This window comes from Pseudoalteromonas sp. A757 (assembly GCF_004103285.1).
GTDB lineage: Bacteria > Pseudomonadota > Gammaproteobacteria > Enterobacterales > Alteromonadaceae > Pseudoalteromonas > Pseudoalteromonas galatheae.
Map to the genome: position 1 here is coordinate 154,197 of NZ_QNQN01000073.1, position 16,207 is coordinate 170,403.

At 42.8% G+C, this 16,207-nt stretch carries 14 protein-coding genes; all 14 read right to left on the reverse strand.

From position 1 onward, the window contains the following. Window positions 1-8: 8 nt before the first annotated feature. Entirely contained in the window at window positions 9-974 is a 966-nt protein-coding gene (gene tssG, locus DRB05_RS18100) for a type VI secretion system baseplate subunit TssG (RefSeq protein ID WP_239965775.1), read from the reverse strand. Beyond that, entirely contained in the window at window positions 975-2,699 is a 1,725-nt protein-coding gene (gene tssF / locus DRB05_RS18105; protein ID WP_128728169.1) for a type VI secretion system baseplate subunit TssF, read from the reverse strand. Continuing rightward, on the reverse strand, window positions 2,699-3,100 hold the full coding sequence (gene tssE, locus DRB05_RS18110; protein ID WP_039495807.1) for a type VI secretion system baseplate subunit TssE: 402 nt from the start codon (window positions 3,098-3,100) through the stop codon (window positions 2,699-2,701). The genes tssF and tssE overlap by 1 nt, the downstream gene beginning before the upstream one ends. Before the next feature lie 78 nt (window positions 3,101-3,178). Next, window positions 3,179-3,664, reverse strand: a complete 486-nt coding sequence (locus DRB05_RS18115; RefSeq protein ID WP_010377064.1) for an Hcp family type VI secretion system effector — start codon at window positions 3,662-3,664, stop codon at window positions 3,179-3,181. Window positions 3,665-3,829: 165 nt separating this feature from the next. After that, window positions 3,830-4,336 carry a hypothetical protein gene (locus tag DRB05_RS18120; protein ID WP_193554584.1) on the reverse strand — a complete coding sequence of 169 codons (507 nt, stop codon included), beginning with the start codon at window positions 4,334-4,336 and terminating at the stop codon, window positions 3,830-3,832. Between the two features lie 180 nt (window positions 4,337-4,516). Beyond that, window positions 4,517-4,912 (reverse strand): hypothetical protein, encoded by a 396-nt coding sequence (locus tag DRB05_RS18125; RefSeq protein WP_128728170.1) that lies wholly within the window; start codon window positions 4,910-4,912, stop codon window positions 4,517-4,519. 248 nt (window positions 4,913-5,160) lie between these two features. Continuing rightward, a complete protein-coding gene (gene tssC / locus DRB05_RS18130; RefSeq protein WP_010377056.1) occupies window positions 5,161-6,687 on the reverse strand; it encodes a type VI secretion system contractile sheath large subunit in 1,527 nt (508 codons plus the stop codon). A 12-nt stretch (window positions 6,688-6,699) separates the two neighbouring features. Then, a complete protein-coding gene (gene tssB, locus DRB05_RS18135; RefSeq protein ID WP_128728171.1) occupies window positions 6,700-7,218 on the reverse strand; it encodes a type VI secretion system contractile sheath small subunit in 519 nt (172 codons plus the stop codon). A 58-nt stretch (window positions 7,219-7,276) separates the two neighbouring features. Next, a complete protein-coding gene (locus DRB05_RS18140) occupies window positions 7,277-8,860 on the reverse strand; it encodes a TssA family type VI secretion system protein (RefSeq protein ID WP_128728172.1) in 1,584 nt (527 codons plus the stop codon). Next, window positions 8,857-9,849 (reverse strand): type VI secretion system-associated protein TagF, encoded by a 993-nt coding sequence (gene tagF / locus DRB05_RS18145; protein WP_128728173.1) that lies wholly within the window; start codon window positions 9,847-9,849, stop codon window positions 8,857-8,859. The genes DRB05_RS18140 and tagF overlap by 4 nt, the downstream gene beginning before the upstream one ends. 7 nt (window positions 9,850-9,856) lie before the next feature. After that, entirely contained in the window at window positions 9,857-13,567 is a 3,711-nt protein-coding gene (tssM, locus tag DRB05_RS18150; RefSeq protein WP_128728174.1) for a type VI secretion system membrane subunit TssM, read from the reverse strand. A gap of 4 nt (window positions 13,568-13,571) precedes the next feature. Then, complete coding sequence (gene icmH / locus DRB05_RS18155; RefSeq protein WP_128728175.1) at window positions 13,572-14,294, reverse strand: type IVB secretion system protein IcmH/DotU; 723 nt, start codon at window positions 14,292-14,294, stop codon at window positions 13,572-13,574. Window positions 14,295-14,310: 16 nt separating this feature from the next. After that, complete coding sequence (gene tssK / locus DRB05_RS18160) at window positions 14,311-15,651, reverse strand: type VI secretion system baseplate subunit TssK (RefSeq protein WP_128728176.1); 1,341 nt, start codon at window positions 15,649-15,651, stop codon at window positions 14,311-14,313. Next, a complete protein-coding gene (gene tssJ, locus DRB05_RS18165) occupies window positions 15,651-16,106 on the reverse strand; it encodes a type VI secretion system lipoprotein TssJ (protein ID WP_096040868.1) in 456 nt (151 codons plus the stop codon). The genes tssK and tssJ overlap by 1 nt, the downstream gene beginning before the upstream one ends. Window positions 16,107-16,207: the final 101 nt, after the last annotated feature.

Below are 16,207 nucleotides of genomic sequence, written 5' to 3' on the forward strand. Positions count from 1 at the left end.
CGTTCGCATTAAAACTGTGATTGTGAATATATTTTCTTCTCTACGCGTGCGTTAACTTTACCTATCGCACAACTTATCCCAAGCTTGCCAGCCCCTAATCGAGTCCCCTCGCGTGCTTGGCGATTGATCTGTACTAACAGCTGCCAGTTCATTTTGGTGGAGGTGTGCCAATTTAATAATTGTGATAAACGTTTCGCCTTTACACCACCTGGCTCATATAGGTGCGCCTCAGCCTCGTCCATTGGACCAAGCTCAATGCAAATACGATTGCCGGTAACCAGTACGCGTTTACCCAATACGCCATTGCCACCCAATGAAAAACCGCTATGTTTTGACCCTAGCTTGCCCGCTTCAGTAATACCTTCCCATTCAACGATATTGTCTTTAATCGTTAAGCTTTCATCTTGTAGCGCTTGCTTTAATACTTGTTCAAGCCCAGCAGCACTGGTTTGTTTAGCACTAATGAGGTTTAGTTTGCTTTTATCTGACTGATTATTTTCAAATACCGCAGCAACTATCTGGTCAAATTGCTGCGCGCCAATGCCGGCGAGATTAATCTGAGACTTTTTCCAACTTTGAAATAGCTGGCAATACAGTACATGATTGAAGAGATCTAAAAATGCACGTGTTCTAGCTCCTATCTCCTCGTCTCCTGCGGCTTGTTCTAACAAGTAGTGCGGCATCGCAGCATCAACGCCATACAAACCGAGGAATGATGTTTCGAGCCTTAGCTTGCCTCGTTGCTTTACTTGTAATTCGCAGCGTCTAACATCTGAAGCTGGAAATCCAAGTTCCTTATAGGGGGCAATTTCAACGCGATGACTGTGGCCACTTTGTAACTCGTTATTGCTAGCCCAGTGCTGTTCAATAAGCGTTAGCGCCTTGTACAAACTAAAACGCCAAGGTGTTGCCATCAATTTAGCGATTGGCTCTGGCAGTTTTGCCCAAATAGGTTGGTTTTGCTGCTCCATCATTTACACCTGATAACTATCGCCTGCAGTCACATCCCACTCCCACTCGTGGTAACTTGGCAGCAGCGTTACTCGGGTTTTTAAGCACTCGTTGATTGGTGCATATAGTTTAAAGAACTGATGCAACACATCGCAAAAATGGTAAGCGTCGGCTGTACAAACAAAGCTCTTTTCGTTTAGGGTTAAATGTATCTCTATTCCTTTAACAAACACGCCCTTTTGTAGCAATGAGATAGGTTTAGACTCAGCGCCTTGGATGCTCTCGATACGATTTCGATTTTCAGATCGCTCCGACCAATCAAACAGCGCCAATAGCTTTTTCAGCTGGGTTGGTTCCGCAAGTTGAGAGAAACGCATATTCAACAAGCTAATGAGCTGCCAATGTAAAGCCTGATCAGGAGAATTAAGCAACTTGCTCGGTCTTACGACATTTTTAACGCTAAGTACCGACGGTACATCAGCGCTTTGTGCATTGATATCACCCTCTTGCAGTGTTTGCCTTGGCCACGCCGCGTTATGTGCCAACAGCTCAGTCGATAAAGTAGTAATATCACCCACTTCTTGCATTGAAAGCTGAATGTACGTCTGTGGCGATACCCCGCCAATATCGCGGCTTATCAGTGAATACAAATGGGCGTTATCTTCATATACCGTGCTATATCGAGAAACAAAGTCGATGGCTTCCCCAGTGCTACTGCTTGCGCCTTGTACCGACTTAACGCTATAACAAAAGCTCTCTCCAAGCTTATTTTGCACTGGATGTAGTTGGTATTCGGTTTGGTTTTCACTGACTCGGATAGGCTCGGCATCTACCGGATAGATATTTACCGCGGGTACACAATTAAGCAGAATATTATCTGCGTTTACTTTGTTACCGGGCGGTAATTTAATATCACTGGCTATTTTGATGCTGATAGTATTAGTGTCTGGATCAATATTTAGCGTATCCAGTCCCGTTAGTTCAACAAAATAGAACTTTTCACGAGAGTTAAAGTAATCAAGTAGCAAGGCATAAGCGGGATGACTCTGTTCGCTGTTCGGCAGCATTCCGGTGCTGTCTTTATGAAAAGCTGCATCTATTTTTGACTTGTTCAAGGTATATTGCGTCGTACTTCCCAACCTTCCAGTCTCAACCTCTATCGCTGCGTTTGGGTTCTTCATCATTTGATAAAGACTGGCACAAAGCGGCGTGTCACCACGTAAATACACCCGCAATTTAGAGAGATCGTAATCATCTAAACTGCCTTGGCCTAACCGCTTGAGGTGCAAGTTTAACGTCGCACCAGTGTGGATCTCATGATAGTCCACAGAATAGATCTCAAACGGCAGCACTTTCGTTTCTGCGGTGGTAGTAAAGTGACAAGCCACAGGAGCGTTGTCACTTTTATGGGAAGAGATTTTCGCGCCTTTTGGCACACTCACCAACCCTTGCATGGTGAGTTTTGGCGCAAACTCTAGCACCGTCGTAGACGGATAGTAGTTTAATAATATTGGGCAAATCTGTCTGAGTACTTGCTCAGACACTTCAGGTAGCGTCTCGTCCAATCGCTTTTGCGTAAATGCCGTTAAATAAGCGACTCCTTCGAGCAAGCGCTCAACATGGGGATCTCTATCCTTTAATGCGTCAATATTTAAAAAACCGGCATGTTCAGGATACTGCTGAGCAAATTGTTTACCTGCTTGTGTTAACAGCCTCATTTGCGCATCAAAATATTGCTGCATATCCATTAGTCTGCTCCTCCTGCATTGACGTTTGCTTTACCACCTGACGCAAACTTAGTATTCAATCTGATTATCTCGCCGGTTTTTAATTGCGCTCTTATCTCAAATCGAATCACACAGTTTTCCTCTTTTATGTCGATGGGTCGAACGATGAGGTTGGTAATTCTTGGTTCGTACTTTTCTATGGTTCTTTTTACTTCATTGGCAAGTGTTTGCTGCGAATAAGGCAGCCCTTCATATAGATCTTCCACATCCGGTAAACCATAATCGCCTAAATGCTCAAGCACTCCCCTACGCGCATTCAATAGTTGCGTTAGGTGTTTACATACGCTGTCGCTTAGATGTGATAAATTGTTATCACTATAGGCTTGGCGTGATGGCTGAGCTAGCAAATCAAATAAGGCCATAGAAAAATACGCTCTCTATTCATTGCACGAACTAGTATAAGCTTGAAAAGGAGGCCAACAGGCCTCCAACACTCGAAATTAACGACCTTCAGTCCATGAGTCAGAGAACTCAATGTTACCGTCTAGGTACGTCCAAGTGATGCGCTTGTAGCGCATGTGCACTGTTTCAAGGTGAGGATAACGCTCTTTATCCAAATCTTTAACGTTGTGCATTGTTGGCGTGATTGAAGTGATTTTCACGTCTTCAAGCGTATGGCGGAAGTACTCACGCTCAGTACCCGTGTCATCAATACGGTACCATTTAAGCTCAAGTTGCTTTAATGTTTGACCGTTTGAACACGCTTTGTACATGTACGGAGTAGCAGCATCCACAGCTTTTGTGATAACAAAAGGCTCGTGCTTACGAGTACCTGTTAGCTCGCCCGTGTCGTTATCAGTTGGGATACGCAATTCGTGATCGAAATGCAAAATCTCAATTGAACCTTCACGCTCAGCTACAGTTACTGAACCTTTAACGTCGTTACCTTGGTCGTCCTTTAACCACATATACGCTGGAATTGCCATTTTTAATTTCTCCTTTTAAGATAAGATGTTTCCTAATTATTAAAGGCATTGATCAAACGCGTGTTTTTCACGTTTGATCCCCAAACAAAGCGCCACGCTTTATGCCAATTTGGGAACATGTCCCAAGTTGGTGGCAGCCAACTTGGGGCAATCTTTCACTACATGTTATAAGTCACCACGTAATTCCATCACTAACGTCGCCGCATCAAATGGCGTTTTTAGTATATCCAGCTGCAAAAAGTGCTGCTGGACCGCTTCGGGTAACTGTTTAAATTCGAATTCAGCTCGAAGCTCTTCATTCCATCTATGCGTCACAAAACTGTCTACCGTGATTAACTCATCCTTTGGCGCCGTTTGATTGTAGTGCTCAACCGCCTTTAAAAAGTAAACATCATGGTCTTGCATACAATCATTAAGCGTTAAGTAATGCAGATAATTGACAGCCTCTACAACTAATTCTGTCTCCAATTTATCTACTTTTAACTGACTTGGCGTAACTCGTGGAGCATACTCAAAACACGTTTCCATCGCCGCAGTATAAGAGATAGCAGCTTCTTGCAATTTCTTTTTTGCGAAAAAGAGCTCAGGTGTCAGCCCTTGACTATAAGCAAAGTTAGTCACTAGAACTGTACTTAACACCATCAACCAGCTACATATTTTTCGTTTAAACATGACAATCCATTGCCTTATCGCTTTTTTCTAGGGCTATCTCAGCCTTAGATATGTTTATTCGTTTTTATCAGTGGCTTTTATTTATACTTGGCTTTTGACCAACGAGCTTAAGACGCACGTCAATTCCACAGTTTAACGCATGCACTAAAGTGCATCATGGAAGTATAAATCGTTTTAACTTTACTCAGCTTTAATGGGTTCTCCTATAAAGCTTCCGTACTTAAGTACAGGCAGGGAGAATAAAATTAAAAACCAGATTACATTTCCAAAAAACAACATTTCAGACGAAGTATAACCGCCTAAGTAAAATTCATTTAGTAAACTGTAAATATTTACAAACCACCATACCAAAACTACCAAACACCATGTTCTTTGGCTTAACATACGCACTTGTAAAATCAGCAGTAAGTTTGCTACCAACACTAATCCATCAGTAATAAGAACGACAACTTCTACAAGTGAAACCCTAATCTCAGACAAGATTAAAAATTGATTTTCATATATTGAAAATAGTGTTAAGGAAAGCTGCACTAAAAATATAACCTTCCAAATAAAATGGCTCGCTTTTATATTCATAAATACACCATTTAATACCAGCAATCATATTAAATTTTATTTTTTACCAGTAACCAATTTTCAATCGTTGAACTTATCAATCTAACACGGTTTAAAATTTTTTCTTTTCTTACTATTGAACGCAAGCTCAGCTGGCATCTCAAAAGTCCAAACCGCTATTTCTAAACCTCATTATATTAAGGCTTCATTCTTAATAATGGGCAGCTTTCACTGCCCTATATACGCTTCATCGGTTCTTCAGGTGGCCTTCATTTTTCGCCAGGCATTTGCCCAACGAGTGCGAGGCGTACGTCGATACCTTCTACTTGGAAGTGTGGAACCACATACGTATTCACACGGTAATAACCTGGGTTACCTGGGATCTCCGAAACCGTCACGTTGGCATCCTTTAACGGGTGCGTAGCAATTAGAGACTCGTCTGGATTATTCATCTTAGTAACTAATGCACCTAACCAATCATTAAGTTGCTGTTCTAGCTCATGACGAGGTTTGCTGGAGCCGATATTTTCACGCTGGATCACCTTCATATAGTGTGCAATACGCGATACCAAATAGATGTAAGGTAATCTTGCATTGATCCGCGAGTTAGAGGTGGCTTCCGGTGTCTCAAAAATTTGTGGCTTTTGCGCACTGTTTGCAGAGAAGAAACACGCAAAGTCACTGTTTTTGTAATAGCTCAGAGGGATAAACCCTTGGTTTGCAAACTCAAGCTCTTTAGTTTCAGAGATCAGCACTTCCGTTGGGATCTTAGTTTCTTGACCACGACCAGCCTCAAAAGAATGCAGAGGTAGATTTTCAACGCGACCGCCAGACTGTGGACCACGAATATTTACCGCCCAACCATTTTGATGGAAGCTACGAACGATATTTGCCGCGAACGCAAATGTCGCGTTACCCCATAGATAACGTTCATGATGCTCACTGCTAACGTCTTCTTGATAGTTAAAGTGGCGAATTGGATTTAAGTCACCATATGGTAAACGCAGCAAGAAGCGCGGAAATGCTAAGCCAATGTAACGTGCATCTTCTGATTCACGGAAGTTCTTCCAACGTAAAAACTCAGCACGCTCCATATAAGAGCCTAAATCCTGAATTTTTGACACTTCTTCAAGCGAGTCTTTTAGGAAGAATTTAGCACCAACACTACCTAAGAAAGGACAATGTGCTGCCGCAGATACCCTTGAAATTTCTTGCAATAACGACACATCCGGCGCTGAACAATCAAATTCAAAGTTTGACACCATAGTCGAAATTGGCTCGCCCCCAGGTGTGTCATACTCAGCCGTATATACTTGCTTATAGAGCGCAGATTGCGTGGTATCTGGTGCTTCTTCGAAGTCATCACGTAGCGTTTCTTTATCAACATCAAGTAGCTCAAGCTTTACGTTTGAGTTATTTGGACAACGATTCACCAAATAACGCAGTGAACGCCACGCCGACTCTACTTTTTGAAACTGCGGGTGATGTAAAATTTCGTCCAGCTGTTCAGAAATAATTTTGTCAACTTTGGCGATGTAGTCATCAAGCAATAACTTGTCGATACGCGACACTTCTTTGCTGTCATTAGTGGCCATATCTAAAAAGACATTGATAGCAGCAGTTAAGCGCTCATTGGTGTCGGTTTCCGCAAGGTTATTAGCATCACGGAAGTTATCTATGCTGATTTCGCTTGAAACCGGCTCAATAGACACAAGATTACAGATTGTTTCATAAGCTGAAGCTGTCAACGTCTCTTCTTTGCGCGCTTCAACGTTTAACGTTTCTTGCATATTCATCGGTTCGTGTCCTTACTCTTGCGGTTGTTTTTCTTGCTCAGACAAAAGCGGCGCTAACTCGTTTAGGCGTGCTTTTAACTCATCAAGCTCTGGTTTATTTTGCAAAATACGCTCAAGCTCTTTTCTTAGCGTTGAGTTATCGAGCAAGTTAGATTTCAGATCACGTAATAGGTTACGCATTGACATCATCTTGTTAAGCTCTGGCACTTGGGCTGCAACTTGTTCTGGATCGAATGACTTAAAATCATCAAACGTCAGGTTAATACCAATTTCACCATCACCCGCAATTTTGTTCGATACTTGAAAGTTTGCCTTTGGTGACATGTCTTTAAGCACTTGCTCTAAGTTATTTTTATTTATAGCAATGCGCTCTCGCTCTGCGAGGTCACTGTCGTTTTGGCCGTTGGAATAATCACCAACCACCAAAACTTTCATTGGTAGTTCGCTCTTTTGCGTTGCACCTTCGGTTTCCAGCTCAAGCGCTATATTAATCCGCGCCCTTGGGATCTCTTTTTGAAACGTATCAGACATAGTCTTTCCTTATTTAATCAGTCGTTGCGCCTGCCGTTACAAGCCCAGCGGTTAACAATCAAACCCAGTCAATCGCTGAGCTTACTTTGGTTACGAGCATCTGCTGCTTTATCGCGGTTGCTCGTAGGTCAAATTCATCCCCTTGCTCCAAGGATATTGCTTCATTACATTGCTTGGCATAACGCCAAACCTCTAGAGCAAACGACTCATGCCATAAATCCAGTCGGTACTGTTCAATGTCTTGTAGTAACTGCTCAAACATTGGATAGGCAAGATCCGCGCGTTCACTGCGCATCAATAAACGTGCTTGATATAATTTTTGCTTTGCTAAATCGAACTTGTCTTGTGCAAACCCTTCCATTAGCTGCAGTGCTTGCGAAAGTTTATTTTGATCAACAAGCGCCTTCGCTTCTTTAAATTTATCTAACCAAACTTTCTGATTGCCATCAGTGCTTGCACCGTCACCTTGGCTTAGTAATTTATGTTCGCCAATTCGCTCGCGATTTGCTGCTGAGCAAAACTCACTTCCGTCTTCATATTTAAGGCTGAGCAGTGTTGGGTATTGATCAGCGATTGCGGCGAGCTCTAAATCGATCCACTGTGCTTCTTTAAATAACTTGAGCCCTTCAAGTGCAGCGATGGTTAGCCTTTGTAAATTAAGGTTAAAATGCATCGCCCCTTCCATGAATAAGGCTTCTGCTTTTTCTAACGCTTGGGCAAAGTTTTGTGCAGCTAAGGCGTTTTCAATAGGCACAAATGCCGCTTGCCTTGGGGCTGGTAAGCGCGTTTTCAACTCATTATCGTGTGGTGGTAATGCAAGCGCCCCCCACCTCACTGCACGTGCCAAACGAATTGCGCGCATCCAATTTTGGCTTTCTTTGTCGTAAGCCAGTAATTTACGAACTTGCTCGGTATAAGCCGAGTCTGACTGTGGTGCTTCCGCGGCAATAGCAACCGTAGAAACGGACTTGGAGGCAATAGCCGCAGGCTGTGAAGTTGCCGCTACAGGTTGCTGTACTTGAGGCTGCTCTGCTGTGACCACCTGTTGCTTTTCAACGGGCTCTTGTTCAATCACAGTGGGCTTTGCGATCACAGGTTGTGATACCAAACCTTGCTCACACCAGTGTTTTAAATCAGCAAGAGGTCCTGAGTCTGCATCAAGTATCGCAACAGAGTCTGCTGCATATTGTTCAAGTACACGCTTTAACTCTGGCCATTGTTCTGGCATTGTCGCGCTATGCGCTGTCGCAACACCAAGTAATCGCTGTTGTTGTTGTAAGAACCAAGTATGAACCGATGCCCTCGCACGTTCTTTCACTGGGTGGATCTGCGCCTGATACTGCTGCAAAAGCTGATTAAACAAATCTAACGATTGGATCAAACCTTCAAGTCCAAACTCATTAGTCGCGGCCAACGCTAGATACGACGCAATGCGAATATCTTTAGTTTGTTTTTCTAACAGCTCTGATGCCAAAATAAAGTTAGCTTTGAAGTCTGGCTCAGCAACACCTGACGAAGAGGCTTTTAGTAATTTAAATGACTCTTCGTATTTTAAATCGTCACCGCATGGCATGCCGCCTAGAGGCGCTAATAAGTTTTCACGCCACTGCTGCCAGCTCTGATACTTATGTGGTTGACTCATAACTTACTCCAACTTCTTAGCGCATCGAAAACACTCATATTTGATGCTTTTGCCAATTCATACATATGTGGTGTTACTGGATGTTGTGGCAAAGTCCCTGTTAGATTAATGGTCGTCGACAAGCTATTGTGCTCAAGCCAAACTGACGCAAAATACGAGGCCGGCATAGGCCTGCAATACACCACTAGCGAGGCTTTCTGGCTCAATTGACCATAGTTATAAAAACACCAAGGCTGCCAGTGATGATCGGCCACCATATTGGTAATGAGATGCAGCCAAAATGCACCTAACAGCTGAGTATCTTCACCCACTTGTGGCATCGGTAACTTCAACCCAAACTGACAACGCAAACAACCCTGGGTTTTGATCATTTTAAGCGCAGACATCACTTGACTGATTAATTGTGCTCGCTGATCTAGATCTTCTAGTTCAAGCGCATCCCATACACGCTGTATCGGTGAAGCTCGTAGTGAAGACATTGCCTTATCGAAATCGATAGGTTGCGAAACCAGCTCGCTTACCTGCTTAAGCTCCTGCGCACTATGGCGCATTTGCTCAACGCTACTGCAATTTCTGATAAGTTCATGGTTTAAACTTAATGACTTAAACGCACTACCACATTCGCTAAACAAAAACGCCGGGTTTTGTTTGTAATCCGCATTACTCGATAATACAAACGAGCAAAATAGGTACTGTCTTCCGCTTTTATCTTCACTCGGCTGCAATGTCCCTAATAAACAGTTTTCGTCCTGACCTGAAGCAATAAAAAATAGCGTTGATTGCTCTTTTTGAGCTGCGCCATCGCTTACCAAAGCTTGGCGACTCATGTCTGCAAACCCTTCTTGAAGCCAGCGTTCAAGTGTAATTGCTTCTCTTGAGTCAACGTTAAACTTAATAAAGTCCGCTTGAATTGGGTTTTTACCCATAAATCCAAATGGCTGAGTCGTTGGTACCTTGGCGACTTTCTTATTATTAAAAAAACCGAACATGCCCGTATTACCTCAACACCAAGTTTTCATTAGAAGCCACGCTCACTTTGGTATCAAATAAAGATTCTGGCAGTGCAAACGACGTCATAAAATATTTACTGAATATGCCACTGTTTCTGCTCGACTTAAGTGCGACTTGAACTTGAATTGGCTCAGCAGTGTCTTCAGCTTCCCTTTGCAGTTGCCACGTTGCCATAAATTCGGTGCCACGAACCCACTGCACATTTGCTTCATTCAAGACTTTAAGGAACGCCCAAGGGCCTGATTTCTCGATTTCGATTCTGCGACCTTCACTGTCTAAACCATATACCACCGCTTTTTCTGTTCCAGATCTTGCAGGCCAATTAAAACGACGCCACTCTTCAGGCTCGTTTCTATAACGGTAATTTTGGTCACTAAAGCCAATATACGTTTCTTTTAATCCCTTTTGCGCCACAGGCATCATTTGGAAGCTAATACCCACCTCAGAACCGTCTCGAGGAAATAGCGAACGCGTTACCTTTCTCGCTTTAGTTAGCTTGTCTAGTACACCGGGCTTGAAGCCAATGCCAATGCCATTCCACGTTTTCTCTACCCACTCACCACGCTTTAAACGCAGGTAAGGAGAAAGGTTTTCAGCCATAAACTGCCAAAACACACCCGACTCTTGGTTCAGCAGCTCACTAATATCTTCAACCGCAGCATCTGGACCACTGGTATTGAACGGGTATTTTCCACGGATATTTTCTTTGTATGTTAAAAATACTTGATTAGACCAACGCTCATTGAGTTGTACTTTTGCTTCATTCATTACCGTCTGCACACTCGCCAAAAGTGGTGCTTTTAGCAGTTTTTCAAGTGCTTGCTTGGTATCAGGGTCAAGTGCTCTTACTTGACTTTCCACTACCACCCAAGCACTTTGAAGTGCATGGTTTTTGCTGTCACCGTTCAACAGTGTTTGAGTAAAAGACATGGCCATATAGTCATCATTGTTACTCGCTGCAATTGTTTTGATATCCGAATGAAAAGCACTCAAAGCACCCAGATATTGCTCAAGATAATCGGAGCGTGCGTTGTCTTCTCCTTTTGCGGTGTAGCGACGCAGATCTGCAAAGCGGCTCGACAGTTCAGGCACACGCTTTCTCGCAGCGGTTTCTATTTTCGCATCTTTAACCTTGTTATTTTTGGACTTTGCAAGTAGTGCATTAGCTTGATCAGCTAGCTTTTCCGTTTCTATCACTTTGCTTGGCGAATCAATTAGATTTACGTTGTCGTCAATTGAGGCCATTAAATCAACTAATGGACCTTCTGGTGATGACAGCTGAGCCAGGGTTAAACTCGCCGCGTTACTAGTATTGAATGGACTTATTTCTACTGAATTTAAAAATTCAAACCATACATTGGCATAGTCTCTGAAATACAGCGCACGAATAGATTTAACCAAAGCGCTTGCTTTTGCTTCATCAACAGAGCCTTGGCTTTCTGAGTTCTCGGTTCCCATAACCCAGTCGCCAGAAAATGCTTTACTCGCACTAACCTTAATGGCGTCATATACTTCGTTTTCCCACGCTTCTTTGGTGTAAACGTATGGAATACTGATTTTGGACTGCAAGAAGGTTTTGTTGTTTTGCTGCATCATTTGATCAAGCGTTAATGCGGCTTTTGATACTGTGACTTTTGCTTTGATCTGCTCATACAGCGCAATCGGCTCTGGCGCACTCATTAAGTCTGAACGAGCCTGGTTCACTAAGAAATCATTACTCTGCCAAATCGCTAGCTGCTGCGGTGCAGGCTCAACCGCTAATTGGGCTAAGTAAAAATCGATTAGTCCTGACAGTTGCTCTGTTAATGCTTGCGTGTCTTCGTTTAGCGTTAGCTCTAGGCGATCCGCCGTGTAGTCTAATAATTCAGACTTGGCATAGTCTTTATTTAAACGTTCAAACTCGTTACTCATCATAAGCTGCAGCTTTAGTGCCTGATAGTACTTATCACGTAGTTTTGGCTCGATACGTTTAGCAACCTGCTCTTCTGTACTTAGCAGCGCAATCCAGTTTTGGTGACTTTCAAATAGTGCTTGTTGCACAAGCTCCGAACTTGGTTCACCAATGAGCGCTTGTACACGTTGACGTAATACCTGCTCTATTGGCTTTATGGTGTTGTCAGCACTGTAAACACCAAGTAAGAAATACCAAGGCAGCTTTTTCTCATAACCGATCAGCTCTTGATAGTGTGCAAAAAGAGACAAAGTTGAGTTAAATTGCTCCGCCAGCGGCTGATTTTCTACACGTGTATTAACAACAGCAGTCGTTAATTTATCACTGGTTGTTAAAAGCTGCTGATTGTGGGTATAGGAGTTAACCAATAAGCCCGCAAGTGCAAATACCGACGTTACACACAAGCATACAGCAAAGCCTTTTAGCCATTTTTGTACGCGGCGCTTTTTACGGTTACCTCTGGTAAGGTCTTGTAATTTAAACAACACATCTTTGAATACTTGGTTGATAAAGAACGCAGAAGTTATGCTTTCTTGGCGATACTCAAACAATACTGATCTAAATGTAGACAGTTTGCTCGTTGCGCTGCGCTCAATAGGTGTACCTTCTTGCGTACCAGAGGTAAAATACACACCAGCAAACCACGGTACTTCCTGGTACGGGTTTTCTTTAAATAATGTGTCAATAAACTCTTCGACTTTAGCTGACGCTGCTTTGAACTGATTGGGAAAATCATAAATCAGTTGTTTACGTTGGGCGTTACGTTCACGCGTCATTTTAACTAGGCGTTGATCACATAAGCGCTCATACAAGCCTGTAAGATGTTTTGAAAAGTTCTCGCTTGCCACTTCACCGGTATTGGTGCCATCTTCCTCAAGTAAATACGCGCCCCAGGGTTGCTTACGCTCATCTTCACTTAATTCATTGAAGAAAGGCTCAAAGCCGCTGATCAAATCACACTTGGTAAACACCACATATACTGGAAAGATAAGTCCTAGTTGGTTGATTAACTCATCAATACGAGCGCGGATCTGTTTAACGTGGTCGCGGATCTGTTCGCTGTCAGAAGTCAAGATGTCGGCAACACTAATCGCAACCATCACGCCATTGATTGGCTGTTTAGAGCGGTATTTGCGTAATAGCTTTAAGAATGATAACCATTGATCATTATCTGACTCTTCAGTGGTATAACGACCTGCAGTATCAATTAAAACGGCTTGATCTGAAAACCACCAGTCACAATTACGCGTACCACCAAAACCTTGGATATGCAGTTGATTAGATTTTGAATAAGGGAAGTGCAGTCCAGAGTTTGCAAATAATGTGCTCTTACCTGCAGCAGACGGACCAATGATCATGTACCAAGGCAATGCATACAACGCAGCGTTGCCACGATAGCCTGCACCTAGGTGAGACGCTTTTAATGCCGACAGCGCCTCTTCCATTTTGGCTTTGATTTCTTCGACTTCGGCTTCTGTTCCCGCGTGATTGTTGGCAATTTCTTTCGCTAGCTTGTCGCCAGAACGCTTCACCCACAGCCAACGAACTAATAAAGTAAGACAAAACAAGCCAAATACAGCACCCATCACCATTAAACGATGATTTTGATCCTCAAGGCCAATAAACCGACCTGCAAACCAAATTAGCGTTAAAATTGCGAATATACCGACCCAATGAGCCGTTGCACGAGATGACAAAAATCCTAAGACTAGGTGCACTAGCCCGCTACGATTCACTCCTGACATGATGTTACCTCGCTTTCCCTGTTTTCTCTAACTGCGTTAGGACTTCAATATGCTTATCAATTTGCACCACTTGCTGGTTCGCGCGATTCTCAATAAAATACGTTGAACCAACATACATACTAGCAAGTAGGGCGAGCGTTACTGATAAAATAACCCAGTACGGGAGATTTCTTCCCACCTTGGTTACCATACTTTCTTGTGGTTTTGCATTATCAGAAAGCTGTAATTTTGCCGGCCCCGTGAGCTCTTCTAATTGTGCTCTAACGTCCAGCATCAACGCTTTGAGTTGCTCCACGCCTTTGATCTTATAGATACCCTCAAAGCCAAGTTGTAAACAAACAAAATAGACTTCTAATAAAGTGCGTTGCTGTGCCGCTGCACGGCGGATATTTTCAAGCTTTTCAAAAAAAGCTTCCCCCGCACGCATATTGCCAAACAACTCTAATTGTAAAGGTCGCGCCATCCATTCCATACTATACGGCTTCTGCGCCGTCATGATTTGCTCGTCGACCAAAGCGGTTAATGCAAATTTGGCTTCTTGCATGTCTGATGCACTGATCCGTGCGTCATAACAACTTTTTTCGTATTCATCAAAAGCATCCATGACTTTACTGCGTAGACCATCAACTCCTTGATGATCAGCCCCACCCTGGCGAATTGAGGTAAGCACCTCAAGTACCGGAGAAATGCAGGCGACTAGTTCAGATTTATTTTTCGACGCTTCCATGACCTTTACCTACTAACTATTTACTTGCCACCGAAACCACTTCAAGTTTCACGCCTTGAAGGCTAAATGGCACAAAAATTCTTAACGCTAATTCCTGTACAACTTGTTCCCAAGCAGCTCCGTGTGGTTCGACTTTAAAATATTCATAACCACCTTTAACCGATACTCTATTCGGTGGACGCTGACAGTGTGTTAACTTCACACCACCAAGCGCTGACGCAATTAAGATTTCCAATTGACTAGGCGCTGCCAGCTTAACCTGCTCTGCAAATAGCTCAATCCACTGGGTAGATTCATGTTCATAGAAAGCTGCAATATACAATTCACCGCGAGTCAAGGTCGTGCTTTCTAAGTCTTGAACTTCGAAAATAGACTGAGAGATAGCACTGAGTACTAAATCAGACGAGCGTGCTGCGCTTATCGAACCAATCAGAGTCTGAATGTGAGATTCAATCAAACCAAAGCTGCGCGTTAGGTCTTGATGGTCATAAACTGGTAGCTCGAACTTACTGGCTTCTGGCTCAAAATTGATCAGTTGACAGATCAGTTTATTTAGCGCCATAAATAAAGCATCTGGGCTAGTTTTCGCTGTGCTACTAAGCTGTTTAATCTCGGGAAAAATAGAGCTAAACGTTTGTAATAACAAAAAGTGTTTAAGCTCTGTTGGACCAAAGTCTTCTACAATTCCCATGCTGGCACGATTGGTAAACAATGCCGTGTACTTAGCTTCAACCATGTTGACGAGTTTATTTACGCGCTCGGCTAAATATCCAAGGGCTTTGATATTTAATAACGGTGGAATATAACTTGAGTCAATTTCAAACTGCCCATGCTCACCACGAACCACTTTGATGCAAGGGAGTTGCTCAATAAAGCTATTACTTGCACTGTACTCAACCAGCATAAGTTTGGGCTTAGCAACCATTACTTCTGCTTTTCGGTTTGGATCATGTGCATCTTGCATTTCAACAAAATCACAATCATAAGCACTGAGCTGCCCAGTTTGCGGGTAACCTTGGATATTGCTTACTGAATGATTATTCGCAAGCGCCACACTAATAATGTATTCGCTTTTGTTATCCTCGAGCTCAAACATAGGTGCTTCGTTGTCAGCAAAAATATGATGGATATGGCGACCACTTTTGAAAATTGCAGCAATACTTTGCAGTTTGACTACGCCTTTGGCCAATGCTGATTCATCAAAAACAACTCTATCCAAACCAAATGCGTTTTCTCTAAGGCTTTGCTGTACACTCGCTAGTTGAGATTGCTGATATTGATCAAATAGCTGCAAGTGCTGCTGACTGAGCATTAGCCCTTCAGCCCAAACGGGCTTATACACGTTGTTGCGCTGCATTACTTATCCTCCTCAACTTCAGGTAAGCGGAGAGAATTACTGGTAATTTCAATATCTAGAGAAGTAGATAAGGGTACTGGCCAATCATTTAAGTCATAAAATGCGCGCCAGTTTCCACCCGTTCGGTCTCTAAATAAGGCCACAAACGCAACATACTTGGCTGATTCAGCTTGTTCAAACTCGATTTTAATACGATCTGAGGGGTTTACGGTGCGCTCTTCCACCGTGACCAAAGTGTTAGCCAGAATTGATTTGTCTGATTTCCAAAGCTGCTCAAATGTCGAATTTTTAAACGCTTGAATATCAGTTAGTTGATATACCTTTAATACCACAGGTAGTGGTTCGTTAAACTGGTTTAAATTTATGTTATCAGTAGCCGTCACGTCTAACTTAACGTAAGTAGACATACAACCAGTTAAAAACAAAACCATTATAAATAAAGCATTCCTAGCCATATCCGCCTCAATTATAAGACATCCAAATTAGATTATTGGAAACAATTAATCTTTTTAATTTCCAGTACAATAGTGAAAATACATTTGATTTAACTATTTAA

Excerpts from the sequence above, each read along its gene's own strand:
- DRB05_RS18115 (WP_010377064.1), bottom strand. The coding sequence starts at position 3,664 with ATGGCAATTCCAGCGTATATGTGGTTAAAGGACGACCAAGGTAACGAC.
- tssM (WP_128728174.1), bottom strand. The coding sequence starts at position 13,567 with ATGTCAGGAGTGAATCGTAGCGGGCTAGTGCACCTAGTCTTAGGATTT.
- tssB (WP_128728171.1), bottom strand. The coding sequence starts at position 7,218 with ATGTCTGATACGTTTCAAAAAGAGATCCCAAGGGCGCGGATTAATATA.
- DRB05_RS18120 (WP_193554584.1), bottom strand. The coding sequence starts at position 4,336 with ATGTTTAAACGAAAAATATGTAGCTGGTTGATGGTGTTAAGTACAGTT.
- DRB05_RS18125 (WP_128728170.1), bottom strand. The coding sequence starts at position 4,912 with ATGAATATAAAAGCGAGCCATTTTATTTGGAAGGTTATATTTTTAGTG.
- DRB05_RS18140 (WP_128728172.1), bottom strand. The coding sequence starts at position 8,860 with ATGAGTCAACCACATAAGTATCAGAGCTGGCAGCAGTGGCGTGAAAAC.
- tssF (WP_128728169.1), bottom strand. The coding sequence starts at position 2,699 with ATGGATATGCAGCAATATTTTGATGCGCAAATGAGGCTGTTAACACAA.
- tssJ (WP_096040868.1), bottom strand. The coding sequence starts at position 16,106 with ATGGCTAGGAATGCTTTATTTATAATGGTTTTGTTTTTAACTGGTTGT.
- tssE (WP_039495807.1), bottom strand. The coding sequence starts at position 3,100 with ATGGCCTTATTTGATTTGCTAGCTCAGCCATCACGCCAAGCCTATAGT.
- tssG (WP_239965775.1), bottom strand. The coding sequence starts at position 974 with ATGATGGAGCAGCAAAACCAACCTATTTGGGCAAAACTGCCAGAGCCA.
- icmH (WP_128728175.1), bottom strand. The coding sequence starts at position 14,294 with ATGGAAGCGTCGAAAAATAAATCTGAACTAGTCGCCTGCATTTCTCCG.
- tssC (WP_010377056.1), bottom strand. The coding sequence starts at position 6,687 with ATGAATATGCAAGAAACGTTAAACGTTGAAGCGCGCAAAGAAGAGACG.
- tagF (WP_128728173.1), bottom strand. The coding sequence starts at position 9,849 with ATGTTCGGTTTTTTTAATAATAAGAAAGTCGCCAAGGTACCAACGACT.
- tssK (WP_128728176.1), bottom strand. The coding sequence starts at position 15,651 with ATGCAGCGCAACAACGTGTATAAGCCCGTTTGGGCTGAAGGGCTAATG.